General features: G+C 70.9%; 19 protein-coding genes, 1 tRNA gene, 1 other RNA gene and 1 pseudogene. 11 read left to right on the top strand and 11 right to left on the bottom strand.

What is annotated here, in order from left to right; all coding sequences use genetic code 11:
* Nucleotides 1–70 precede the first annotated feature (70 nt).
* Nucleotides 71–167: signal recognition particle sRNA small type (gene ffs / locus SMA5143A_RS13285), an RNA gene on the bottom strand.
* Between the two features lie 118 nt (nt 168–285).
* Here ffs and SMA5143A_RS13280 point away from each other — a divergent pair.
* Both SMA5143A_RS13280 and SMA5143A_RS13275 read left to right on the top strand, forming a co-directional pair.
* Nucleotides 286–370, top strand: a tRNA-Ser gene (locus SMA5143A_RS13280).
* An 89-nt stretch (nt 371–459) separates the two neighbouring features.
* Nucleotides 460–1,589: pseudogene (locus SMA5143A_RS13275) on the top strand (AAA family ATPase); the annotation flags it as partial.
* Nucleotides 1,590–1,872: 283 nt separating this feature from the next.
* On the opposite strand, the gene SMA5143A_RS13270 reads toward SMA5143A_RS13275, so the two are convergent.
* From SMA5143A_RS13270 to SMA5143A_RS43825, 5 genes are all read right to left on the bottom strand, one after another.
* The gene (locus SMA5143A_RS13270) at nt 1,873–2,889 is read right to left on the bottom strand and encodes a class A beta-lactamase-related serine hydrolase (RefSeq protein ID WP_258193503.1); all 1,017 of its coding nucleotides are present in this window, start codon (nt 2,887–2,889) and stop codon (nt 1,873–1,875) included.
* Between the two features lie 1,099 nt (nt 2,890–3,988).
* A complete protein-coding gene (locus SMA5143A_RS13260; protein WP_107463120.1) occupies nt 3,989–4,390 on the bottom strand; it encodes a PIN domain-containing protein in 402 nt (133 codons plus the stop codon).
* A complete protein-coding gene (locus tag SMA5143A_RS13255; protein WP_107463119.1) occupies nt 4,387–4,635 on the bottom strand; it encodes a hypothetical protein in 249 nt (82 codons plus the stop codon). Before SMA5143A_RS13255 ends, SMA5143A_RS13260 begins: the two co-directional genes overlap by 4 nt.
* A 127-nt stretch (nt 4,636–4,762) precedes the next feature.
* Nucleotides 4,763–4,957 carry a hypothetical protein gene (locus SMA5143A_RS43830; protein WP_258193502.1) on the bottom strand — a complete coding sequence of 65 codons (195 nt, stop codon included), beginning with the start codon at nt 4,955–4,957 and terminating at the stop codon, nt 4,763–4,765.
* A complete protein-coding gene (locus SMA5143A_RS43825) occupies nt 4,921–5,073 on the bottom strand; it encodes a hypothetical protein (RefSeq protein WP_258193501.1) in 153 nt (50 codons plus the stop codon). Before SMA5143A_RS43825 ends, SMA5143A_RS43830 begins: the two co-directional genes overlap by 37 nt.
* A 272-nt stretch (nt 5,074–5,345) precedes the next feature.
* Here SMA5143A_RS43825 and SMA5143A_RS13245 point away from each other — a divergent pair, with 272 nt between their 5' ends.
* On the top strand, nt 5,346–8,129 hold the full coding sequence (locus SMA5143A_RS13245; protein ID WP_107463170.1) for a DEAD/DEAH box helicase: 2,784 nt from the start codon (nt 5,346–5,348) through the stop codon (nt 8,127–8,129).
* On the top strand, nt 8,126–9,361 hold the full coding sequence (locus SMA5143A_RS13240; protein WP_258193499.1) for an SWIM zinc finger family protein: 1,236 nt from the start codon (nt 8,126–8,128) through the stop codon (nt 9,359–9,361). Before SMA5143A_RS13245 ends, SMA5143A_RS13240 begins: the two co-directional genes overlap by 4 nt.
* Before the next feature lie 341 nt (nt 9,362–9,702).
* Here the strand turns inward: SMA5143A_RS13240 and SMA5143A_RS13235 are convergent, their stop codons facing one another.
* The gene (locus SMA5143A_RS13235; RefSeq protein ID WP_107463117.1) at nt 9,703–10,113 is read right to left on the bottom strand and encodes a roadblock/LC7 domain-containing protein; all 411 of its coding nucleotides are present in this window, start codon (nt 10,111–10,113) and stop codon (nt 9,703–9,705) included.
* The gene (locus SMA5143A_RS13230; protein WP_258193498.1) at nt 10,110–12,113 is read right to left on the bottom strand and encodes a nitrate- and nitrite sensing domain-containing protein; all 2,004 of its coding nucleotides are present in this window, start codon (nt 12,111–12,113) and stop codon (nt 10,110–10,112) included. Before SMA5143A_RS13230 ends, SMA5143A_RS13235 begins: the two co-directional genes overlap by 4 nt.
* A 613-nt stretch (nt 12,114–12,726) precedes the next feature.
* Here SMA5143A_RS13230 and SMA5143A_RS13225 point away from each other — a divergent pair.
* The 3 genes from SMA5143A_RS13225 to SMA5143A_RS44720 all read left to right on the top strand — a co-directional run bounded on the left by SMA5143A_RS13225 (nt 12,727) and on the right by SMA5143A_RS44720 (nt 14,598).
* Nucleotides 12,727–13,062, top strand: coding sequence for a hypothetical protein (locus SMA5143A_RS13225; RefSeq protein WP_107463115.1), 336 nt, complete (start codon nt 12,727–12,729; stop codon nt 13,060–13,062).
* A 271-nt stretch (nt 13,063–13,333) separates the two neighbouring features.
* Nucleotides 13,334–14,077 (top strand): MFS transporter, encoded by a 744-nt coding sequence (locus tag SMA5143A_RS44725; protein WP_375136481.1) that lies wholly within the window; start codon nt 13,334–13,336, stop codon nt 14,075–14,077.
* Nucleotides 14,059–14,598 carry an MFS transporter gene (locus SMA5143A_RS44720; protein WP_375136480.1) on the top strand — a complete coding sequence of 180 codons (540 nt, stop codon included), beginning with the start codon at nt 14,059–14,061 and terminating at the stop codon, nt 14,596–14,598. Before SMA5143A_RS44725 ends, SMA5143A_RS44720 begins: the two co-directional genes overlap by 19 nt.
* A 31-nt stretch (nt 14,599–14,629) precedes the next feature.
* Here SMA5143A_RS44720 and SMA5143A_RS13215 read toward each other — a convergent pair whose 3' ends face one another.
* Entirely contained in the window at nt 14,630–15,073 is a 444-nt protein-coding gene (locus SMA5143A_RS13215; RefSeq protein WP_107463114.1) for a hypothetical protein, read from the bottom strand.
* Between the two features lie 265 nt (nt 15,074–15,338).
* Here SMA5143A_RS13215 and SMA5143A_RS13210 point away from each other — a divergent pair, with 265 nt between their 5' ends.
* Both SMA5143A_RS13210 and SMA5143A_RS13205 read left to right on the top strand, forming a co-directional pair.
* Entirely contained in the window at nt 15,339–15,824 is a 486-nt protein-coding gene (locus tag SMA5143A_RS13210) for a cation:proton antiporter regulatory subunit (protein WP_258193497.1), read from the top strand.
* Nucleotides 15,825–15,831: 7 nt separating this feature from the next.
* Nucleotides 15,832–17,220, top strand: a complete 1,389-nt coding sequence (locus SMA5143A_RS13205) for a cation:proton antiporter (RefSeq protein WP_258193495.1) — start codon at nt 15,832–15,834, stop codon at nt 17,218–17,220.
* Between the two features lie 723 nt (nt 17,221–17,943).
* Here SMA5143A_RS13205 and SMA5143A_RS13200 read toward each other — a convergent pair.
* Nucleotides 17,944–18,834, bottom strand: a complete 891-nt coding sequence (locus SMA5143A_RS13200; RefSeq protein WP_107463112.1) for an NAD(P)-dependent oxidoreductase — start codon at nt 18,832–18,834, stop codon at nt 17,944–17,946.
* Between the two features lie 191 nt (nt 18,835–19,025).
* On the opposite strand from SMA5143A_RS13200, the gene SMA5143A_RS13195 reads away from it, so the two are divergent.
* Both SMA5143A_RS13195 and SMA5143A_RS13190 read left to right on the top strand, forming a co-directional pair.
* Entirely contained in the window at nt 19,026–19,994 is a 969-nt protein-coding gene (locus SMA5143A_RS13195) for a TauD/TfdA dioxygenase family protein (protein WP_107463111.1), read from the top strand.
* Between the two features lie 92 nt (nt 19,995–20,086).
* Entirely contained in the window at nt 20,087–20,986 is a 900-nt protein-coding gene (locus SMA5143A_RS13190; RefSeq protein WP_107463110.1) for a DUF72 domain-containing protein, read from the top strand.
* On the opposite strand, the gene SMA5143A_RS13185 is transcribed toward SMA5143A_RS13190, so the two are convergent.
* Nucleotides 20,983–23,145, bottom strand: coding sequence for a copper resistance CopC/CopD family protein (locus SMA5143A_RS13185; RefSeq protein ID WP_107463109.1), 2,163 nt, complete (start codon nt 23,143–23,145; stop codon nt 20,983–20,985). The genes SMA5143A_RS13190 and SMA5143A_RS13185 overlap by 4 nt on opposite strands.
* Between the last annotated feature and the right edge of the window lie 13 nt (nt 23,146–23,158).

The following is a 23,158-nucleotide window of genomic DNA, read 5'->3' as shown; positions in this document are numbered from 1 at the left end:
GGACCGTCTCCCGGGACGTCGACCCGGCTCGCTCCCCGAGCCCCCTCTGCCGGGCCGCGGCCCCTGGGCAACGAAAGACCCCTCACGCACCCGCCAGAGCCGACCTACCCTTGCTGCCTTCCGGCCCTGGGGGAGTTCAGTCAGATAGCGCCGCGTGAGGGGCTACGCCCAGCCTACCCGATCCCCCGACCCCGCCCGCCCGCCTCCCCACCTCGACGCCTCCCCCTCGTCACCGAGGGGGAACGCGTTCGCAAGCACCCTCCGCCGTCATGTAATGTTTCCGGCGGAGGATTCGCCTAGAGGCCTAGGGCGCACGCTTGGAAAGCGTGTTGGGGGCAACCCCTCACGAGTTCGAATCTCGTATCCTCCGCAGCCGCCTGAACAGGCGAAACGAAGACCCCGGACCGCTTGGCGGCCGGGGTCTTCGGCGTGCCCAGGTCTCAGTTTTGGTCTCACTTATACCTCGCCAAGGCCAACCCGGGAGCTGCCCTCGATCATCCAGGAGGCGCTGCGCCCCCTGCGTGACCAGCGCACCGGCTCCCGTACCCGGCTGCTGCTGTGCGGCTCGGCGCTGTCCTTCATGGGCAGGGTGCTCTCAGGTAACGCCCCACTGCGCGGACGGGCTGGGCTGGAGCTGGTCGTCCGCCCCCTGGACCACCGCCTCGCCGCCGAGTTCTGGGGCATCACCGACCCCCACTTGGCCATGAAGGTGAACGCGATCGTCGGCGGCACCCCCGCCTACCGGCGCGAATTCGCACGCGGCGACACCCCCAACGGGCGGACGACTTCGACGACTGGGTCGTCCGTACCGTCCTCAATCCCGAGACCCCCTCTTCCGCGAGGCCCGCTATCTGCTCGCCGAAGAACCCGACCTTCGCGACACCGCCCTGTACCTGTCCGTTCTGGCCGCCGTCGCCGACGGCAACGCCACCCGCGGGGGCATGGCCGGCTATCTGGAACGCAAAGCCACCGACGTTGCGCACCCCATCAACGTCCTCGAAGACGCGGGTCTGCTGCACCGTGACGCCGACGCGTTCCGCGACAACCGGCCCACCTACCGCATCGCCTAGCCACTGATCGGCTTCTACCCCGCGATCATGCGTCCGGTCTGGGACCAGCTCGAACGCCCGGGCAGTGCGCCACGGGTCTGGCAGGCCAGCCGCCGACGCTTCGTCAGCAACGTCCTCGGACCTCATTTCGAACAGGTCTGCCGCGAATGGGCCCTCCATCACGCCGACCCCGAACTGCTCGGTGGTTTGCCCGCCCGCGTCGGGCACGGCATCGTCCACGACCCCAAGGCCCGCACCGGCCACGAGGTCGACGTGGCGGTCATCGGCATCGCCGACGGCGCCAAACCGCCGCTCCTGGCCATCGGCGAGGCCAAGTGGAACGACACCATGGGCAAGGCCCACATCGACCGCCTCCGGCACGTCCGCGACCTCATCGCTCTGGCCGGACGCTACGACACGAGCCGCGCCCAGCTCATCTGCTTCAGCGGAGCCGGATTCAACGACAAAGCACGCGCTATTGCCGAGGCCGACCCCTGCGTCCAGTTGATCGGCCTGGCAACGCTCTACAGCCAGGGCTGATGCATACCTTCATCCATCCCCAGCTGGCCTCTGTACGGTCTCTCCCCAGCCAGCCACACCTGGACCAAGGGACGGGTGCCGCAGTCGCCCGGAGCCGCAACCCCATCAACCGCCCACCTTGACTTCGGATCGCCTCCTGGGGTTCGGCCAGAAGCGAATTCATCACATTCAGGGCCGCCTTCTGACGCCGGAAAAGCCGCAGCGCGGGGCAGTACAGGCTGCGGTGTACACGAACGCCGAAGCCCTGGCCGGAGCACCGCTTTGCCGCAGCCACCCATCCACCTCATCTGGGCTGGTGAGGCTGCAACTTGAGCTGCTTGACCAGATTCTGCGGGGTGGGCTGGAGGCGACGGGAAGACGACTGCTCCGGGTACAGATCGTGGTGGACTGCGCGAGCGACTCCTTCAATGGTGCCTATCCCGTAAATCCACCCCGATTCTGCCGGATGGCCGTCAGGGACTCTGTTGTTCTCGGTGAGGACAACAAGCCCGTAGTCGTAGTCGTCCCCAGTGAACGCAGCCATGCTGTTCACCTTCCAGTCGAGCCTGTCGTAGGGGTCTACACCAGGATTGTCGGAGCGCCGCAGCCAGCCGTTCTTGACATGGACGACAGCGTTCTGGGGAGCTCCTGCCGGGGCTCCCCATCGCTGGTCACTTTGGACGTGATTCATGAGCTCCAGCGCGTAGGCGCGTGCCTCTTGGGGGAGCACCGGCGCTGCTGTGTCACTGTTGTATGTGAACACCTTCAGAAGTTGAAGCTGATCCGCTGCGGTGACCTGACTGAGACCCCAGAAGCCTTCCTTGTCGAGGATGGTGTTTTTCATTCCCGCCGCGTCGAGAAATTCCTGAATCTTTACCGGGTTTGGGGCGGACGGATTCGTCAGGTCCGAAAGTTTTTTCCAGAGAGTCGTGGCTGCAGCATTGTCCGAAGCAGTGATCATTTTTCTGGCAAGAGCGTCGTCCTCACCGGTCAGGGGCCCCTTGCTCTGGAACAGCAGCGCGCCCAGGATGACCGGCTTTATCACACTTGCCGCGTCCTGCTGCCTGTTCTCGTCGTATGCGCAAGCAATGCCGGTTTTGCGGTCGTAGAGTGCAACCGACGCCACACTGTCGCGACCCTTTAGGGCCTCGTTTATGTCTTTCTCGATGCGCTTGGCCAGGAGGTGCCCAGTCGGCTCGCTGCCATCCGAGGTGCATGCGGCCCCGGCGCCCCCCTGACCGCCAGTCACCGCGGATGCGGCAGCCGGCACCAAGGCCGCGAGGGCTATCACGCCAGCCGCCACCTTTATGTACTTGTACACAGTCAACCCTTCGCGCTTTGTCCACCGAATCTTTACGTCACTCACTTTCGCGAATAACGATGCCGCACAATAACACAAGCGCAGGAAAAGAAATGGGGTCCCATTTCATTCCGTGGAGGGTGATTGGATACGCTTTGGGGTGCCTATCCGCCGAGTGAGTGCGGGTGGAGGTACCACTCGGCACTGCCAGGGCTTCGGCATGGTCGCCTGACATCCGGTTCGTGATTATCTGCCGGCTCAGCGGATTTCCGGGAATGCAGCGACGCTGGTCGAAGCGTACGACAGCAGAACCAGCGCTGGGACTGGGTGCTCTCCGGGCTCAAGGTCGCCGACATCGGGAAGGACGAGGCCCGCCAGGCCCGTCGCCTCCTGGCCGATACCAAGCTGCACAGCCACAAGCCTCGATCTTGCCCACCGACCCGGACTTCGAGACCACTCCGTGGTCACCGCCCGCGACACGGGCATGCGGGTACGACCCGCTACGCTTCTTCACCTGGAGAGTGCTTCTTTCCTTGCAGCTGACAGGACCCTCGAAAAGTCCCATCGTTGCAGGTCAGCAGCATTCTCCGTCTATTCGATCAAAGCTCGGACAGCCCCACTCGCGAAAGTGCGAGGCAAGTACGCGATCGACGCCGTTCTCGCCGTCATCGCGCGACAGCAGAAGGGGCAGGTCACCGTCTTCACCTCGGACGTGGACGACCTGGAACAGCTGGTTCCGACTCGATCGTCGTCAAGAAGGTATGACCCGGCGTCTGGTCTCAGTTCTGGTCTCATTCACCCCCGGTCGACGCCGTCTGAAGCTCCCTCCGGCCAGGCGAAACGGGGAGCCGGACCGCTCATTGCGGTCCGGCCGACATGTCCTGGTTGCAGTTTCGGTTGAACTCATAAGCAACATTTAGGACAAATCGTCAAGCAGGAAAGGCGCACGCTCAGGTCCTCCAGGGCGACCGGCGCAGACCCTGAGAAGCTTGGACACCGAACGCGCTCATGCTCCCGCATCCGTCGATGACGTATTCACCCATCGCGGGCTGACACTGCGGCGACTCTGGTAGCTGCGGATCCACTCGGATCTGTCCATGGTCCCGGAACGATGCCGCGGTCATAGCCCGATCATCCGGACCTTGCTGCCGCACAGCCGGGTCATGTCATCGACATCCGACGTGAGGATGGCGACCGGGCCAGGCTGACGCAAGGCCGCTTCCGCGACGGTGGCGTCGATCGCGTACTTGTGTCCGTGCAGACCGGCGCCCTTGAGCAGTTGGGCCGCCGCCTTGGCCGCCGCCTCCGTGATCGGCTCCACCTTGACCCGGGAGAGCGCCCATTGCAGTCGGGGCAGGTTCACCCTGGTGTGGCTCACCTCGACAATGGTGTTGGCGCTGACGACAAGGTCCGCGCCCATGTCATGGAACACCTGGAACATCGCCAGAACCTTCCGGTCCTGCGCCACCCAGGCCGACAGCCCCTCGCTGTCCAGGACGACGGTCTCGATGTGCCCGCTCACGCTGCGCTCGCGCCGCCGCCGGCCGACGTCGTACCGAAGATCCGCGCCCGCGCCTCGGCCAGCTCTTCCTCGCTGAAGGCCCCGTGCTCGTCCGTGTGGCTGCGCAGGTCGGCCCCCAGGAGCTGGTGCCGGATCTGCCTGGCGACCGCTTCGGCCACGTAGCCGGAGATGTTGCCCGTGATTTTCTTCAGCTCCGCCACCTGCTCGGTGGGGAGTGTCACCGTGATGCGTGTGGTGTCAGCCATAGCTCCAAGCATACTGCGGTATGCGCGCTACGGGTTGTCTGTTCCCGCCGTCGGTCCGGTGAGCGGCAGTCGGGGCGGCTGTCCGTTCGAGCAGGGGCTCAGCTGGGCGGCTGTACGACGCGCCAGTTCAGCGGGCCCAGTAGCGGTATGCCTCGATCCACTGCCAGCCCTCGGGGGCGGGGTCCGGCAGCGGCAGGTCCAGAATTCCGATGTCCTGTCGGACCGACCCCCGGGCGCAGCGTGCGACCACGCGTCCGTCTTCGGCCAGATCGGCACCGACCACGCTCACCTCGACGCCGAGAACAGTCGTGGTGAACGGCACGGCAAGACTCCCGCGATCATCGTGAAGAAGCCGGTGAGCTGCTCATCCTCGCCGTAGGCGTCGACGGTGGCCTCTTCGATCAACGCCTCCAGCACGGCTGGGTCCCAGGTGCTCATGGCCTCACCGTAGCGCTGCGCCGTACGGTTGAGGCCGGTGTGTTCAGCAGTGACGTATCCGTCGCGGCGCCGTCGCCGGCAGTCAAGCCAAGGCCCGTGGTTGCCAGCCTGTGACATTGCCTGGTGGGGTTCGGTAGTGAGCTGCCCAAGGGAAGGTCCGGCCAGCGACAGGGTGGGAGAGAGTGGCACGAGTCGTCGTACGAGAGCCGAGTACGGGCGCGAAAAGCGCACCGCCGCTGGCCCGGCAGGAAACGTCCGCCTTCGTCAGGGAGCTGCTCGGCGTCGGCTGGGCGGCGGTGTTCCTGCCCGGTGAGCCCGCCCGCCTTGGGCGGCTGCTGCTGTGGAAGCCGACCGGGGCGGCAGCCGGAGACAGTACGGCGCCCACCGGCCTCGAGACCGAGGCGGTGGAACTGGTCCTGCCGCACGGCCGCTCGGTCAGGCGGCGCAGGGTCGAGGGTTACGCGGTGCCTGTCGCCGTCGCTGTCTCCGCCCTGGCCACTGCGGAGCCGACGCATCCCTCCGGCGCCGCCTGGCAGGCCGCCACTCGCTTCGCGCTACGGCTGCTCGCCGACGGCCGCCTCCACCCGGCCCTCACCCCCGCCGGTTACGACATTTGGCAGGCGGGCCCTTTCACCGCCGCCCAGCGCCAGACGCTGGACGCCCTGGCCGCCGCCTTCTCGCCACACGCCCACTGCCTGCCCGAGCCTGGCCCTGCTCCGGTACGGATCGCCGAACCGGCTGCGCTGGTAAGCCAGTTCTGCGACGCGGTCGCCGACGAGCTGGTCCGTACACCTGCCGCGCCGCTCGCCATGGGAGCGCTGCCGTACGCCTGGCGCGAGGCCCGTGCCGTGCCCGCCTTGCGGGAATGGGCCGAGGAAACTCAAGTGGCGCTCACCGCCGAGGTCAGTGTCTCCCTGCGCGTGGACGTACCCGAAGGACGCCGACGGCAGTTCCGGGCCGTCCTGCAACTGCACACCGCGGCGGACCCGGCGCTCGTCATCGAGGCCGCACGACTGTGGAGCGAGCCGACCGAAGCGGAGCGACTGCTCGGCCCACGCGCCGAGGCCGAGACCTTGCTCGCCCTGCGCCGCGGCGCCCGCGCCTGGCCCCCGCTGCGGCGGCTGCTCGACGATGCCGCTCCCGATCAGCTCCGGTTGACCGACGACGAAGCCTTCGATCTCCTCGGGGACGCCACGGACGCACTGCGCGCGGCCGGTGTCGACGTTCACTGGCCGCGCGAACTGGTCAAGGCGCTCACCGCGACCGCGGAGATCGGACAGCGCACCGCCCCCGGCTCCGCCGCAGGCGGCCTGCTGGACACCGAGGCCCTCCTCGACTTCCGCTGGCAGGTCTCCCTCGGCGGCGAGCCTCTCACCGAGGCCGAGATGGATGCTCTCGCGGAGTCACGCCGTCCCCTCGTCCGACTTCGGGACCAGTGGGTGGTCGCCGACCCGAAGCTGGTGGCCCGCGCCAAGCGCCGACGGATGGAACCGCTCACCCCCATGGAGGCGTTGAGCGCGGCGCTGACCGGCGAGGCCGAGCGAGACGGTGACCGGGTCCCCTGTGCGGCGGTCGGTGCGCTCGGCGACCTGGTCGCCCGTATCCGCGACCCCGAGTCCCGCACCCCCGTGCCCCAGCCCGCCGCCCTCGAGGCCACGTTGCGCGAGTACCAGAAACGGGGCCTGGCCTGGCTGGCCGAGATGTGCGCACTCGGCCTCGGCGGCTGCCTCGCCGACGACATGGGCCTGGGCAAGACCATCACCCTGCTCGCTCTGCACCTGCACCGCCAGACCGACCCCGCCACCGCCGGCCCCACGCTCGTCGTCTGCCCCACCTCTCTGCTCGGCAACTGGCAGCGCGAGGCCGCCAGGTTCGCACCTTCCATCCCCGTGCGCCGCTACCACGGCGGCGACCGCCACCTGAAGGACCTCGCCGATGACGAGATCGTCCTGGTCACCTACGGTGTCCTGCGCCGCGACCGGGAGACCCTCACCGAGCACGCATGGTCGCTGATCGCCGCCGACGAGGCACAGCACGTCAAGAACCCCTACGCCGTCACCGCCCGTGAGCTGCGCGCCCTGCCCGCCCGCGCCCGCGTCGCCCTCACCGGCACCCCCGTGGAGAACAACCTCTCCGAACTGTGGGCGCTCCTCGACTGGACCACCCCCGGACTCCTCGGCCCGCTCACGGCCTTCCGCGAACGGCACGCCCGATCGATCGAGTCGGGCGAGCACCCACAGGCTGCCGACCGGCTGTCCCGTCTTGTCCGCCCGTTTCTGCTGCGCCGCAGGAAGTCCGACCCGGGCATCGCACCCGAACTGCCCGCCAAGACCGAAACCGACCGTGTCGTACCTCTGACCGCCGAGCAGGCAAGCCTGTACGAGGCAGTGGTCCGCGAAACCATGGCGAAGATCGCCGAAGCCGAGGGCATCGCCCGCCGCGGTCTGGTTCTGAAGCTCCTCACCGCGCTGAAGCAGATCTGCAACCACCCCGCCCAGTACCTGCGCCAGTCGTCACCGCTGCGCGGCCGGTCCGGCAAGCTCGACCTGCTCGACGAACTGATCGACACCATCACCGCCGAGGGCGAGTCGGTGCTGGTCTTCACCCAGTACAAGCAGATGGCGACCCTGCTGGAGAAGCATCTCGCAGAGCGCGGAGTGCCCACCCTCCTCCTGCACGGCGGTACCCCCATCACCGCGCGCGAGGAGATGGTGGACCGCTTCCAGCACGGCGAGGTGCCGGTGTTCCTGCTCTCCCTCAAGGCCGCGGGCACCGGCCTCAACCTCACCCGCGCCACCCACGTCGTGCACTACGACCGCTGGTGGAACCCGGCCGTCGAGGACCAGGCCACCGACCGCGCCTACCGCATCGGCCAGGACAAGCCCGTACAGGTCCACAAACTCCTCGCGGAGGGCACCGTGGAGGACAAGGTGGCGAAGCTTCTCGAGTCCAAGCGCGCGCTCGCCGACGCCGTCGTCGGCTCCGGTGAGGCCGCCCTGACCGAACTGTCCGATGCCGACCTCGCCGAACTCGTCGCCCTGGGGAGGCAGACATGAGCCCCGCTGTCCCCAGTCCGCGCCGTGCGCCCGCCCGCGGCAAGCGAGCCTTCGCCGCGACCTGGTGGGGCCAGGCATGGGTGACGGCCCTGGAGGACTCCACCCTGGACTCGGGGCGCCTGTCCCGCGGACGTACCTACGCCCGCCAGGGCATGGTCGGCGCCGTCACCATCGCCCCCGGCCAGGTCAAAGCCGTCGTCCAGGGCAGCAGGCCCCGCCCCTACCGCTCCGCCGTCCACCTGCCCGTCCTCACCGACGCCCAATGGGGCACTCTCCTCGACACCATCGCCGCCCGAGTTGGGCATCTCGCCGCCCTCCTCGACGGCGAGATGCCCGCCGAACTCGTCGACGACGCCCACCAAGCAGGCGTCCCCTTGCTCCCGCAGCCCGCCGAACTCGATCCCGAATGCTCCTGCCCCGACTGGGGCTACCCCTGCAAACACGCCGCCGCGCTCTGCTACGCCATCGCCGCCACCATCGACGCCGACCCATTCGTGCTCTTCGCGCTGCGCGGCCGCGGTCGCGAGGAGGTCTTCGCCCAGCTGCGCGCACTCCGTACGGCGGCACAGGAGACCGCCGCCCCACCGGCACCGGCCGGCATCCCGGCAGCCGCCGCGTACGCCCGCTGGGCCGAAGAGCCCCCCGAACTGCCCGAACCCCCGGAACCCGCCGCCCACACCACAGCACTGCCCGTCGCCCCGCCATCCGGCACCGGTCTGGCCGCCGCGGACCTGGAACGCCTCATGGCCGACGCCACCGCGCGCGCCGCCCGGCTCCTCGCGGGCGACACCGCCGACCTTCACCTGACCCAGCACCAGGACGCCGTCCGCATCGCCGCGAGCAACCCCGGACCCGAGTGGTTCCACCACCTGATCCAGAACACCGGCACCAACCCCACTGCCTTCGCACGCCTCACCCGCGCCTGGCGCCACGGCGGCCCCACGGGTATCACCGTCGCCGAACAGCCCCACACCCCCGACCCGACGGTGATGAAAGCCACCCGCACCGCCCTGGCCGCGGCCCTCGCCGAGATGACCGACTTCCCCCCACACCTCAGAACCTGGCGCAACCGCCTCACCCTCACCCACCACGGCATCCAACTGCGCCTGGGCCCCGACGCTCGCTGGTACCCCTACCTCCGGGACGACGACGGCGAATGGTGGCCCGCGGCACCAGCCGACAGTGACCCGGTCACCGCGCTCACCGCGGCCTGGTCGCAGAAGGGGGAGTAACGAGGCGATTCCCCGCTGACCAGGAATCACGAACAGAAGCCGGACACACTCACGCTGCTCCACTTCCGTGGTTGCGGTTCTGGTTGCATTCACCTGCGTACAGCACCGTTCAGAACCCCCGCCCTGACCCGCTGAACCGCAGGTCAGGACGTTGCCGTACGCGCCGGGACCCCCAGACGAACATGTGGAAAGCGTGTGGGGGGGGCAACCCCTCACGAGTTCGAATCTCGTATCTTCCGCAGTCGCCTGACCGGCACCATGAAAGACGAACCGCCCGGCCACGCCACCGTTCGCGGCACAGACTGGTAACGGAGGCAGGGGCGGGCGGCGAACGGGTGGGCTCACCTGGGCGCGGAGTGCAGTTCGCGTACCAACTGCGGGGTGAGCAGCTCGCCGGCGCGGTCGGCGAGGACGGCCATTTCGTAGCCGACGAGGCCCACGTCGCACCCTTCGGCGGCGAGCACGCCCAGGCAGCTGCCGTCGCGGATACGACCGACCATGAGGAAGCCCCCCAGCATTTCGATCATGACGAGCTTCATGCCGTGGAAGCCGTGTGCCGTCGCCGCGTTCTGGGCGAGGCTGGTGATGCCGGAGACGACGGCGGCCAAGTGGTCGGCGTGATCTCGTCCGAGGCTGTCCGAGGCGGCCATGAGCAGGCCGTCAGAGGAAACGGCGACGGCATCGGTGACGCCGTCGGCGGTGCGCACGAACTCCGAGACGAGCCAGCCGAAACTCTGGACGGCGGTGGTCACGATGACGCTCCTTGGGGGTTTCTGGCTTCGGCGCGGGCGACACCTGCTCGGAAGCCGTTGAGCAGAGAGGAGACAGCGGGCCTGGCGGGTGGGGGTGAGGGGGAGGGGCCCTCCACGGCGGCGAGCAGGCGCCCGGGGAGGACAAGAAGGGCGGACAGGCCGCCGCCAGGAGTGTCGAAGAGGTGGACTTGAGCGCCTTCACCGAGACGGTGGGCGATTCGGCCGACGACGAGGTGGCCGAGGAACCGAGTGGGTGCGGCAACCAGGCTCTCCTCGCCGGAGTCGGAGAGGAGGGCGCCCGCACGTGCTTTGTCGGCTTCGGACATGCCGATGCCGTGGTCGACGACACCGAAGGAGTACGTGTCGTCCTCGGCGTCGTACCAGCCGTGCACCTCGACCAGTTCGGTCGGGGGCGAGAAATTCAGTCCGTTCTCGATGAGTTCGGCGAGGAGGTGGGCGACATCTGCGACGGCGTGCCCACGCACCCGCACCCGCTCCACGGTCGCGATCAGAACTCGACGGTACTGCTCCACCTCGGCGACTGCGGACTGGACGACCTCCAGACTGTCGGCGGGTGCTGCCGTGGCCCGCGGCGAATTCTGCCCGGCCAGGACCAGCAGGCTTTCAGCGTTGCGCCGCATACGGGTGGCGAGGTGGTCGAGCTCGAAGAGCTCGGCGAGGGCGTCCGGGTCGAGTTCCTGCCGTTCCAGGCGGGTGATGAGGCTGAGCTGGCGACGCACCAGGCTCTGGTTCCTGCGGCCGAGATTGGCGAGCGATTCCGTGGTGTTGCGACGCAGGCCGGCCTGCTGGGCAGCCAGCTGGAGGGCCGTGTGCTCAACCTGCTGCAGGGACGCCGCGACCTCGGCGATCTCGGCCGCACCGCCCAGCAGCCGCGCATCGGGATTGTCCCGTACGTTCTCCGACGGGAGGAGCTGAGCATGGTCCTGCGGGGACTGCTGGATACGGGCGACGGCTGCGGGCAGCCGGCGGCGCGCCACGTCGTGAGCGGTCTCGGCGAGCCCACGGAGCGGGCGCGTGAGGGACCGGGAGGCAACAGCGGCGAGGCCCGCGACAAGGCCGACGATGAGCGTGCCCGCGACGAGATATGCGGCGAGGGTCAGCTCGGCGTCGTGGCTGAGCCGATCGGCCCGGTCCCGTACGCCGTCACCGACCGACTGCTGGACGGCGTACAGATCGTCGACGAGCACGGTCATCGCGTCCCACCAGGTGCCGGCGTCGGCGCGCAGGGGGGAGCCGTCGGCGGCGCCTTCCGCCTGTTTCTCGTAGGCGGTGGCACGTTCGGCGTCCTCGGTTGCGAAGGCTCTCTCCAGTGCCGCGTGTTGAGGTGCGGTCGCGACCTGCCGGAAGCGGGCGAGGGCGGCGACGCGTGTGGCTCGCACCTCGATGAAGTCGATGTACGCACGGCCGCGGAAGGCGCCTTGGGCGAACACACCGTTGAGGAGTCCGCGTTCGAGAGCGACGGACTCCGTGATGGCGGCCAGCTCGCGCAACGCGGCCAACCCGTCACGCAGTTGAGGGTCGGCGCCGGTCGCGGTCTCCGCCACCGGATCGACGGCGTTCAGGGCGTTGACGGCGCTGGTGTAGAAGGTGAGGGTCGCGGCCTGGCCGGCGGTGCCTCTGTCGGCGGCGGCTCGGATGTCGGCGAGACGCCGCAAGTGCCGCTGGACGACGTCCTCGACGGCGCTTTCACCGCGCATACGGCGCAGTGCCGTGTCAACGCGCTTTCGTGTGGCGGAAAGCGGTGGGCGGAACTCCTTCTCACCGCCCAACAGGCCGCTGGTCAGACCGCGTTCGCGCTGCAGCTGGTGCACCAGGGCCTGGATGCGCAGACTGAGGCCCACCTCGGCACGGGTCGTCCGGGCATCGCCGAGGGCCTCGGCGCTGCCGTGCACGGCGAGACCGGCCACCGTCAGCAGCAAGCAGATCGGCACCGCTATGACCACCGCCACCCGGCCCCTGATGCTGCGCCAGCCAGGCATCGGCCGTCGTCCGGGAGTCGTTCGGCCCCCGTGGCGGCGCGCTGAACCGCCCTTGCCGAATCTGCCCTTGCCGATCGCGGCAAGCCTGCCGCGCCACGGCCGTACGGGCATCCACACCCTCATGTCACGAAGTTAGTCCGACCGCCGTAGCGGCCGGTTTCCTGCCTGTTAGACCGCGTGGGACATTCCGTTGCGCCGCTCTCACACCGCAGAGCAAGAGGTTGTGACCGCGGAATGGTCGAGCCCAGGGGTGTGGGGGCGGGAGCGTGACGAACGTGGCTCTATGGGCAGCCGCCCCTCCGCGCCTTCGTACTGGACCGCGAAGCCCTGTCCCTTGCGGTACGCGACGACAGGAAGACGATCGCCTGGCTCGACCTCGCGGCCGGGGGTGGGGCCGAGGTGGTGCCGTCTCTCTTGACGCTGGTCGAGGCGTTCGACGGCAGGACTACCGAGCAGCGCTGGGACTGGGTGCTCCCGGCTCAAGGTCGCCGACAAGTCGAATCTCGTATCCTCCGCCAGTGCCTCACCGGGCACGATGTCGAAGGGCCCCACCGTTCGCGGTGGGGCCCTTCGACGTTGCGGAAGGGTGGGCGAGTGAATCTCAGGGACATGAGTGCGCGAGTACTGGGCCTTCGTGTCCGAGGGCCCCGAGGTGTTCGTGGGTCGGGCCACGCTCGCCCGCGTGGAGAGCTTCTTGATCGGCTACGACGCCCACGCCCGGCGGCACGGCGGCCGCGGGCTCGACGGCTGGCGTGACTGGCTGGTGGCCAAGCGCGGCCGGGAATGCAACCACGCGTGGATGGGTCTGGTCCGTCACATCGCGCTTCCCGATGAACCCTGGGATCACTGGCAGCTCTCACCCGAGCAGGAAGAACGTGTCATCACGACACTTTTCGCGCTGCTCGACGACTTCCTCGCGGAGCACGAAGGGGGGCCGCACACACTCTGACCTCTCCGCATGGAGTTCATCGTGGAGCGGCGGGTGGAGCCGGGCGGGCCTCGGGATCTCCGGTGCCCGCGCTGCCGCCTCGCTCAGTTGGATCGTGTACGCGAAGGGGTCCAGGAATCGCGTGTCGCCCTACGCTTCTACGACCAGCGACCAGCGACCAGCGACCAGCCACCAGCCACCAGCCACCAGCCACCAGCGGGGCAACGTGGGTCTCTTCGTCGGAGCCGCGAGGGCAGTGACGGTCGGCTGTGGCAGATCGGATGAGGGAGGCATGAACAGGATCGCGTCCGACCGTACGACCGGTGTTCTGCCCGACGCCGCCGTCGTGCAGCGCCGGGTGTTGCGGGTGTTGGTCGCTTCTCAGGTTCTTTCCGGGGCCGGGCTCGCCGCCGGTGTCACCGTGGGGGCGCTGCTCGCCCAGGACATGCTCGGTGCCACCGGTCTCGCCGGGTTGCCGAGTGCGCTGTTCACCGCGGGGTCCGCGTTGACCGCCGTCGTCGTCGGTCGGGTCTCCCAGCGCCACGGGCGTCGGCCCGGACTGGCCGCCGGTTACCTCACGGGGGCCGTCGGCAGCCTCGGCGTCATCACCGCCGCCGTCCTGGACAGCCCCGTCCTGCTGTTCGTCGCCCTGTTCGTCTACGGTGCCGGAACCGCCACCAACCTCCAGGCCCGCTACGCCGGGGCCGACCTCGCGCCCCGCGACCACCGCGCCCGGGCCGTGTCCACCGTGCTGGTCGCCACCACCCTCGGGGGCGTCGCCGGACCCAACCTCGCAGCCCCCACCGGCACCTTCGCCGAGAAGCTCGGCATCCCCGGGCTGGCCGGCCCGTTCCTGCTGTCCGGTGTCGCCTACGCGCTCGCCGCGCTCGTCCTCGCCGTCCGACTGCGCCCGATCCACTGCTCACGGCCCGTGCCCTCGCCGACGCCGGGCCGGAGGGAGGCGCCCCCGCCGACGGGACCACCACGGGCACCACCGACCGCGAAGGCCGCGGCGGCGTGGTCCTCGGGGCGCTGATCATGGTCCTCACCCAGCTCGTCATGGTCGCGATCATGACGATGACGCCGGTGCATCTGCACGACCACGGCCACGGCACCGCCGCCTCCGGCGTCGTGATCGCCGTCCACATCGCCGCCATGTATCTGCCCTCGCCGCTGACGGGCTGGCTCGTCGACCGCTTCGGCCGACTGCGGATCGCGGCCGCCTCCGGCCTCACCCTGCTCGCCTCCGGGCTGCTCGCCGCCACCGCGCCCGGCGACTCCGTCGCCCTCCTCGCGCTGGCCCTGGCGCTGCTGGGTCTCGGCTGGAACTTCGGCCTCGTGTCGGGCACCGCGATCATCACCGACGCCGTGCCGCTCGCCACCCGCGCCAGGACGCAGGGCATGGTCGACGTCTCCATCGCCGTCGCCGGTGCCACCGGCGGCATCAGCTCGGGCCTGGTCGTCGCCGCCTCCGGCTACCCCGTCCTCGCCCTCACCGGCGGTGTCCTCGCACTCGCGGTCCTGCCCGCCGTCGCCGTCACCGCCTACCGGCGCTGAACCCCGGCGGTCGCAGGGCGCGGGCTGCCGTTCACACGTCCCCCGGCCAGTCCCCCGGCTCCTGGGTGCGCGGCAGGACGCTGGTGGTGAGGCGGCGGTAGGCCGCTCGGGCCTGGAGGAGGCGGGCCAGGGTCGTGCCGGTGAGGGCCGCCGTGAGGAGGCAGACCAGCCAGAACATGTCGCGGGGGTTGGCCCAGGTGAGGACGCCGACCGGCGGTATGGCGAAGCCGTTGAGGAAGAGCCAGCACAGGGCGGCCGTGCCGGGGGCGGCGGTGAAGCGGGCGTAGACGCCGAGCAGCGCGGACAGCAGGGACAGCGCGGTCAGGGCCAGGCCGGGGCGGTCCGTGCCGACCAAGGCGTTGAGGAGGGCGACCAGCGCCATCGCGCCGGCGAACGCCGTGGCCCACACCAGCGGTGTGGAGACGGGCTGGGGTACGGGGCGGGGGCCGGTGGCCAGGGACACCCACTGGATCATGCCTGCGCTTCCTTTCGGTCCTTCCCCCGCTGCCCGGGCGGAGCCGCGGCCGGAGCGGGCGCGGCGGCGGATGTCGACGGCCTCGGTCCGCATGACCGCCGACAGGGGGGTACTGGGCAGGTCACCGGCGTCAACGCCGGAGGGGCCGGACGGGGATTGTCCCATCGGGGACTCAATCTCGCCTCGGCCAGGCCGTCTCGGGTCTCGTTAGGGTGGCACCCATCGGGTTTCCGAAGACATGTCCGAACCAGACAGGGGGCCAGCCGTGGGTGCTCCGCGCCTCAGCAGTACGCCGTTGCCGGGGATCGGTGTGCGGTACGACCTCAACACCCGTGAGCACCGGCGGCTTTCGGTCGTGGCGCACCGGGACGGGTCACGGACGTTCAGCGCGTACCGGGAGGACGATCCCGACGCGTGCGCGCTGTCGGTACGGCTGACGGGGAGCGAGGCGACGGCCCTCGTGGACGCGTTGATGCCGGACCACCACAGCCCCAACCTGCTGTCCACGACGGAACTGGGCCTGGTCGCCGAGCGGATCGAACTGGCCTCGACGTCGTACTGGAACGGGCGGGTCCTCGGGGACACCCGGATGCGGACCGACACGGGCGCGTCCATCGTGGCCGTGCTGCGGCGGGCGGAGGCGATTCCGTCACCGGCACCGGACTTCCGGCTGGCCGGCGGGGACACCCTCATCGTGATCGGCACCCGTGAGGGTGTGGGGGCGGCCGCCGCGATACTCGGCCGGGAGTGAGCGGCCCATGCACCTCTCCGCTCAGCTCTCCGCGTCCCTCGCCGCCCAGGCTCCCCAGCAGCTCGCCTCGCCCGTGCGACTCGCCGCCGAGTCCTCCGGGCACTCCTCCGCCGTCTTCCTCATCGAGTTCGGCGCGATCATCCTCGGACTCGGGCTGCTCGGGCGGTTCGCCGCCCGGTTCCGGCTCTCGCCCATCCCCCTGTATCTGCTGGCCGGGCTCGCCTTCGGGGAGGGCGGGCTGCTGCCGCTCGGCACGAGCGAGGAGTTCGTGGCGATCGGCGCCGAGATCGGCGTGATCCTGCTGCTGCTCATGCTCGGCCTGGAGTACACCGCCAGCGATCTCGTCTCCAACCTCAAGACCCAGTACCCGGCCGGTCTGGTGGACGCCGCGCTCAACGCGCTGCCCGGCGCGGCGATGGCGTTGCTGCTGGGCTGGGGCCCGGTCGCCGCCGTCGTGCTCGCCGGTGTCACCTGGATCTCCTCCTCCGGTGTCATCGCGAAGGTCCTCGGCGACCTGGGGCGGCTCGGCAACCGCGAGACGCCGGTCATCCTGAGCATCCTGGTCCTCGAGGACCTCTCCATGGCCGTCTATCTGCCGATCGTCACCGCCCTGCTCGCCGGGGTGGGGCTCGCGGCGGGCAGCGCGACCCTCGCCATCGCCCTGGGCACGGCCGGGCTCGTCCTGCTGGTCGCGGTGCGGTACGGGCGTCACATCTCCCGCTTCGTCTCCAACGACGACCCCGAGAAGCTGCTGCTGGTCGTGCTGGGGTTGACGCTCGTGGTCGCCGGACTCGCTCAGCAGCTCCAGGTGTCCGCGGCGGTGGGCGCGTTCCTCGTCGGCATCGCGCTGTCCGGGGAGGTCGCCGAGGGGGCGCACAGTCTGCTGGCGCCCCTGCGGGATCTGTTCGCCGCCGTGTTCTTCGTCTTCTTCGGCCTCCACACCGATCCGGCGAGCATCCCGCCGGTGCTGCTGCCCGCGCTCGTGCTGGCCGTCGTCACCGCGCTGACGAAGATCGCCACCGGGTACTGGGCGGCCCGCCGGGCCGGGATCTCCGCGAAGGGCCGCTGGCGGGCGGGCGGCACGCTGGTCGCGCGCGGCGAGTTCTCCATCGTCATCGCCGGGCTCGCCGTCACCGCCGGCATCGAACCGTCCCTCGGACCGCTGGCCACCGCGTACGTCCTGATCCTGGTCATCGCGGGCCCGCTGACCGCCCGCTTCACCGAGCCGGTCGCCCTGTGGGTGACGGGGCGGCTGGGCAAGCCGGCAGCCGGGCAGCCGGCGGTCGCCACCGCCACGGCGGACGGCGGTGCGCCGTCGGACTCCGCGTCCCTGACCGGAACGGCGCACGACGTCCTGCCGACGGCGGAGGAACGGGACACCGCCGAGCGGCCCTGAGGTCTCGGGGTGGGTCCCGGCTCGGGGATGGGTGCCGGCTCGGGGATGGGTGCCGGCTCGGGGATGGGTGCCGGCACGGGGGTGAGTGCCGGCACGGGGATGGGCCCCGGCTCGGGGATGGGCCCCGGCTCGGGATAGGACCCGGCCCGGGGAGGGGTCCCGGCCGAGGATGAGGGCCCCGGCCGGGATGGGTCCCGGCTCAGGATAGGACCCGGCCCGGGAAGGGGTCCCGGCCGAGGATGAGGGCCCCGGCCGGGATGGGTCCGGCGCGGGATAGGACCCGGCCCCGGGGAGGGGTCCCGGCCCGGAAATGAGTCCCGCCCGAGGATGAGAGCCTCGGGCCGGGATGGGTCCCGGCCCGGGATAGGACCCGGCCCCAGGGAGGGGTCCCGGCCCGGAAATGAGTCCCGCCCGAGGATGAGGGCCCCGGCCGGGATGGGCCCCGGCCGGGATGGGTCCCGGCCCGGGATAGGACCCGGCCCGGGAAGGGGTCCCGGCCCGGAAATGAGTCCCGCCCGAGGATGAGAGCCTCGGCCCGGGATGGGTCCCGGCCCGGGGATGACGGCCCCAGCTCGGGGATGAGGGCCTCGGCCCGGGACAGGCCCCGGCTCGGGATAGGCCCCGGCCCGGAGATGACGGCACCGGCCCGGGAGGGCACCGGCACCGGCCCGGGAGGGCACCGGCACCGGCACCGGATGGGGCCCCGGCCCGGGAGGGGTCCCCTTACTTCTCCGCGGTCTCGTCGAAGCTGGCGAAATACGCGGCGGCCATGTCTTCGTCGGCGTGGCCTTGCGCGGCGGCGCGGGTGAGGCGTTCGGCGCCGGCCTCGGCCACGTCGAGGCGGACCCCGTGGCGCTGTCCCTCCTCGACGATCAGCCGGGCGTCCTTGGCGGCGGTGGCCACGGCGAAGGACGCCGGGGACAGCCTGTCGTCGAGGATGAGCGCGGACTTGGCGCGCAGATAACCCATGTCGAGGGGTCCGCCGTCGATGATCTCGAAGAAGGACCGCGGGTCGACACCGAGGGCCTTGGCCAGGGCGAGTGTCTCCCCGGCCGCGTTGGTGGCGGCGAGCACCCAGCTGTTGGCGACGAGCTTGAGCCGGGTGGCGGTGCCTGCCGCGCCGTCCTCACCGGTCCACACCGTACGGGCGCCCACGGCGTCGAGGACGGGCGTCACCGTGTCCCGCCCCGCCGCCGGGCCGGCCGCGAGGACCGTCAGCTGCCCGGCCTCGGCGGGTTGCCGGGTGCCGAGGACCGGGGCGTCGTAGTACACCAGGCCGTGTTCGCCTGCCAGGGCGGCCAGTTCGGCGACGTCCTCCAGCCCGGCGGTGGTGGACTGTACCCAGGCGGCGCCCGCGCGCAGGGCCGGCCCCGCCTCGCGCATCACGTCCCGCACGGTCGCCCCGTCGTACAGCATCGTGAGGACGACATCGGCGTCCCGGACGGCCTCGGCGGGGGTGTCAACGACGTGGACGCCGTCGGCGGTCAGCGGCTCGGCCTTCTCACGGGTGCGGTTCCACGCGCGGACGGGGTGTCCGGTCCGGGCGAGGTTGCGGGCCATCGCGGCCCCCATGATGCCGGTGCCCAGAACGCCGACGGTCGGCTTGTCGCTCATGACGTGATCTCCCATCAACAACTTCCCGGATCACCGTTCGACTTCTCGCCGTCGGAGCCTACGTCTCCGACCGCGCCGACCGGCGGCTCTCGGTAGGTACGGCGCGGCCCGCCGGGCTCGTGCCCGGCTGAAAGGGGCCGCGGGGCGGGTAGGTCCCCAAGCGGGAAACGGTGAGCGATGAAAGGTGAGCGATGAACAGCGACAGCACGGGAGCCGTCGACGGGCTCGACGTACGCCCCGCCTCGGGGTACATCGGCGCCGAGATCCACGGCGTGGACCTCTCCGGGCCCCTGGACGACCGCACGGTCGACGGGATCCGCTCGGTGCTGCTGCGCTGGAAGGTCGTGTTCTTCCGGGGGCAGCGGCTGGACCACGCCGGGCAGATCGCGTTCGCGCGGCGCTTCGGGGAGCCGATCCGGCTCCGCTCGCGCGGCTCGGTGTCACCCGCGGAGTACCCCGAGATCGAGACGACCGCCGACCGCCAGGAGCTGGGCCGCAAGCACGGCATGGACCAGGCCGAATGGCTGGAGCGCCGCCGCCACTCCACCCTGCGCGGCTGGCACGGCGACCACACCGCCCGTATCGACCCGCCCGCCCTCACCCTCCTGCGCGCCGAACAGGTGCCCCCGTACGGCGGCGACACCACCTGGGCCGATCTGGCCACCGCCTACGCCGGGCTCTCCGAACCCGTACGCCGGTTCGCCGACGGGCTGCGCGCCGAGCACCGCCTCGGCGTCGGCTATCTCGCCCGCTCCGGCCCCGACCCGTATCTGCGCCACCTCCAGGACCATCAGGTGGCCTCGGTGCACCCCGTCGTCCGCGTGCACCCCGAGACCGGCGAACGCGTCCTCTTCGTCAACCCGTACTACGTCGAGAACATCGTCGACGTCAGCAGAGCGGAGAGCCGGCTCCTCCTTGAGCTGTTCGTCGAGCAGATCACGCGCCCCGAGTACACCGTCCGCTTCCGCTGGGAGCCGGGCTCCGTGGCCCTCTGGGACAACCGGGCCACCGTCCATCTGGCCCCCAACGACACCGCGCACCTGGACTTCCCGCGCATCATGCACCGGGTGATGGTGGCCGGGGAGCCGCCCGCCGGTGTGGACGGCACCGCGTCGAAGTCCCTCGTGGGCGCGCCGCTGCACGACCCCCACGACGCCTAGCCGCCCGGCCGGGGCCCTCGTCCGCGCAGGAGCGGGGCCGTGCGGCGTGGCGCCGAGTAGTCGTCCGGCCGAATCCGGGTAACCGGCACCGCATGGGTGAGCTGCTGGTCGGTACCTGTTCCTGGACGGACCGCGCGTTACTGGCCGGCGGCTGGTATCCGCGCGGCCGGCGCGACGCCGAGTCCCGACTGCGGTACTACGCCGAGCAGTTCCCGGTCGTCGAGGTCGACTCCAGCTACTACGCGCTGCCCAGCCGCCGCAACGCCGTCCTCTGGGCCGAGCGGACGCCGCCCGGATTCCGTTTCGACGTCAAGGCATTCTCGCTCCTGACCGGCCATCCGACCCGGCCGACGGCGCTCCCCGAGGACCTGCGCGACCGGACGTCCCCTCTGCCGGGCCTGCTCGACCGGATCTGGGAGCGCTTCGCCCACGCCGTGGAGCCGTTGCGGCTCGCGGACCGGCTGGGGGCCGTGTTGTTCCAGTTCCCGCCGTGGCTGGCGCCGGGGCCGCGGGCGGAGAAGACGCTGACGGAGTGCGCGGAGCGCACGGCGGGCTGGCCGGTCTCCGTGGAGTTCCGGCACCCGGCGTGGTGGCGCCCCGGGCAGGCGGACGAGACCAGGGCCCTGCTGTCCCGGCTCGGCCTCATCGCCGTCGGCGTCGACATGGCCCAGGGGCTCGGCACCTCACTGCCGCCCCTCGCGCCCGTCACCACGCCCGAGCTGGCCGTCGTACGGTTCCACGGCCGGAGCCCCGCCTGGGGGACCGGCAGCAAGGAGGACCGTTTCCGCCACGACTACACGGAGGCCGAACTCACGGCGTGGCTACCGCGGTTGCGGGCCGCCGCCGAGCAGGTCGACGAGCTGCACGTGCTGTTCAACAACTGCTGCGCCGACGCGGCCGTCCGAGCGGCGGAGACGATGCGCCGCCTGCTGACCGGGGGAGGGGAAGCGGGCGGGGGCGGGGGCGCGGGCCGAGGGGCGGCTGGGCCCTAGCCGACCTTGACGTTCTTCTCCACCGTGACCTGGTCGATGTCCGTCGTGCGGACCGTCAGCTTCATCGTCCATGTGCCCGGCAGGGGGATCTGGAGGGTGTCCGTGGCCCAGTAGCCGCCCCGGTCGGTCAGCTTGGCGTCGATCGGGCCCACCTTCTGCGCCTTCAGCGTGAACGTGAGCCGCAGTTCGGGGACGGTCGCGATGCCGTCGTCGGGGCCGAACACCACGGCCTGGATGGAGTTCTTGCCGACCTTGCCCGGACCGAGGTCGATCTGGACCTTGCCGTGCCCGTTCGGGGTGCCCATGTCGAACGGCACGACGGTCGAGGAGGCCGTGACCTCCCCCGGCGCCGCCGCGCCCCCGGCCCCCTGCGCGCTCTCCGCCGCCGCCCGGCCCGGCAGAGTGCCCGTCAGCACGGTGGTGATCACCAGCACCACCACCGCCACGGTGAACTCGCCGAGCACGCTACGGCGCAGGGCGAGGCGGTGGGGGTCGGCGGGCTCGGTGGGGGCGTCGGAGGCCTTGGGGGCCTTGGGGGCGTCGGGGGCCTTGGGGGCGTCGGTGTCGGCGTCTGTGCCCTCGGCGGAGCCGGAGTCGGCGTCGGCGTCGGCGTCGGCGTCGGCATCGGCATCGGCATCGGCATCGGCATCGGCATCGACGGTGGAGACCGCGGGCGCCTTCGCCACTGCCGCGTCGTCCACGCGGGCCACCGCCCCCACCGGTTGAGGCACCCGAGCCTCCGCCACGACGACCCCGCCGCTTCGGGCGCTCTCGGCGTACTCGGCGTTCTCGCCACTCTCGGCGTTCACCCCGACCGCCACCGCGCCCAACCGCGCCGTCCACCGGCGGGAGAACGCGGCCGCGGCCAGCAGCAGGGCGACCGCCGCCAGTTTGGCGAGGAGGACCTGGCCGTAGGCCGTGGTGGTGAAGGCGGACCAGGAGCCGAGGCCGCGCCAGGACTGGTAGACGCCGGTGACGACCAGGACGACCACCGAGGCGAAGGCCAGCCGGGAGAAACGGGTGACGACGGCGGCCGACAGCGTCTCGGGGGCCCGGTACAGCACCGTCAGCAGGGCGGTCAGGCCACCCAGCCAGACGGCCATGGCGAGCAGATGGAGCACGGAGGAGGTCATCGCCACCGGCACCTGGATGCCCGCGGAGGCGTGCTCCGCGGCGGCCCAGGTCCCGGCGAGACCGACCGAGAGCAGCACCCCGGCTCCGGCCGCGCCCCGGCCCCGGTTCTCCTGACCGCGGGTCCGGACGAGGAGGAAGAGGACCACCGCGAGCAGCGCGAGCCGGGCCAGCAGCGCGAGGCCCGGACGCGTTCCGACCGTGCCGCCGAGGACGGACGGGTCGAGGACGGCGCCGACGCCGCTGCCCCGTTCGTACGGTCCGCGCAGGAGCAGCAGGACCACCGAGGAGAGCGTCAGGGCCAGCCAGCCGGACAGGAGCAGCTTGCGGAGCGTGTCGTTCGCCCGGCCGAGGACCGCGGTCACGAACACGGTGACGCCGATGAGCAGGGCGAGGGCGCCGTACGCGAAGTAGCGGGTGATGTCGTAGAAGGAGGCGGTGAGGGGGTCCTCGGTGAGGTCGGCGGGGAGGGTCGCGGAGGTGGCGGAGGGTTCGCCGACGGAGAAGAGGAGCGCTCCCGAGATGGGGTGACTGTCGGCGGAGATCACCCGCCAGGCGACGGTGTACGTGCCGTCGGCCAGCCCCGCGGGCAGGGTGACGCGGGCCGTGTCGGACCGGTCGCCGGACCGCCCCGGCTTGCTCGTGTCGACCGCGCGGTTCTCGGGGTCGATGACGCGGATGGAGTCCTGGAGCAGGCTCACCGGTTCCGTGAAGGTGAGGGTGACGTCCTTCGGCGCCGAGTCGAGGACGCTGCCGTCCGCGGGATCGGCGCCCTTGAGCGCGGCGTGCGCCGAAGCGGTCCCCGTCCCGCCGAGGAGGAACAGGACCAGCACGGTGCCGAGCAGCACCAGGCGCCGGACATACGGGCGGACATACGGGAGGCCCCTCACGCCCCTTCCGCCGGTTCCGCCCTGTCGACTCTCGTCCCTGTCACTGCGTCGGCCCACGTCGTGCTCCGGATCCACTGTCGCCGGCTCGGATTCCTCCGAGTAGGTACGGGCGCCGGGAACCGTGTGTTCACCACTCATCCCGGGCGTCCGC

Source organism: Streptomyces sp. MA5143a (assembly GCF_900290235.1).
In the GTDB taxonomy this organism is placed as follows: Bacteria; Actinomycetota; Actinomycetes; order Streptomycetales; family Streptomycetaceae; genus Streptomyces.
Note: the sequence above shows the minus strand (reverse complement) of the source record. Positions and strands in the feature narration are given on the sequence as shown.

Bases quoted from the DNA above. Each gene is read 5' to 3' on its own strand.
- SMA5143A_RS13230 (WP_258193498.1), bottom strand. From the start codon at position 12,113: ATGCCTGGCTGGCGCAGCATCAGGGGCCGGGTGGCGGTGGTCATAGCG.
- SMA5143A_RS13240 (WP_258193499.1), top strand. From the start codon at position 8,126: ATGAGCCCCGCTGTCCCCAGTCCGCGCCGTGCGCCCGCCCGCGGCAAG.
- SMA5143A_RS13215 (WP_107463114.1), bottom strand. From the start codon at position 15,073: ATGATCCAGTGGGTGTCCCTGGCCACCGGCCCCCGCCCCGTACCCCAG.
- SMA5143A_RS13200 (WP_107463112.1), bottom strand. From the start codon at position 18,834: ATGAGCGACAAGCCGACCGTCGGCGTTCTGGGCACCGGCATCATGGGG.
- SMA5143A_RS13195 (WP_107463111.1), top strand. From the start codon at position 19,026: ATGAACAGCGACAGCACGGGAGCCGTCGACGGGCTCGACGTACGCCCC.
- SMA5143A_RS13185 (WP_107463109.1), bottom strand. From the start codon at position 23,145: ATGAGTGGTGAACACACGGTTCCCGGCGCCCGTACCTACTCGGAGGAA.
- SMA5143A_RS43825 (WP_258193501.1), bottom strand. From the start codon at position 5,073: ATGAGCACCTGGGACCCAGCCGTGCTGGAGGCGTTGATCGAAGAGGCC.
- SMA5143A_RS13190 (WP_107463110.1), top strand. From the start codon at position 20,087: ATGGGTGAGCTGCTGGTCGGTACCTGTTCCTGGACGGACCGCGCGTTA.
- SMA5143A_RS13255 (WP_107463119.1), bottom strand. From the start codon at position 4,635: ATGGCTGACACCACACGCATCACGGTGACACTCCCCACCGAGCAGGTG.
- SMA5143A_RS44725 (WP_375136481.1), top strand. From the start codon at position 13,334: ATGAACAGGATCGCGTCCGACCGTACGACCGGTGTTCTGCCCGACGCC.
- SMA5143A_RS13205 (WP_258193495.1), top strand. From the start codon at position 15,832: ATGCACCTCTCCGCTCAGCTCTCCGCGTCCCTCGCCGCCCAGGCTCCC.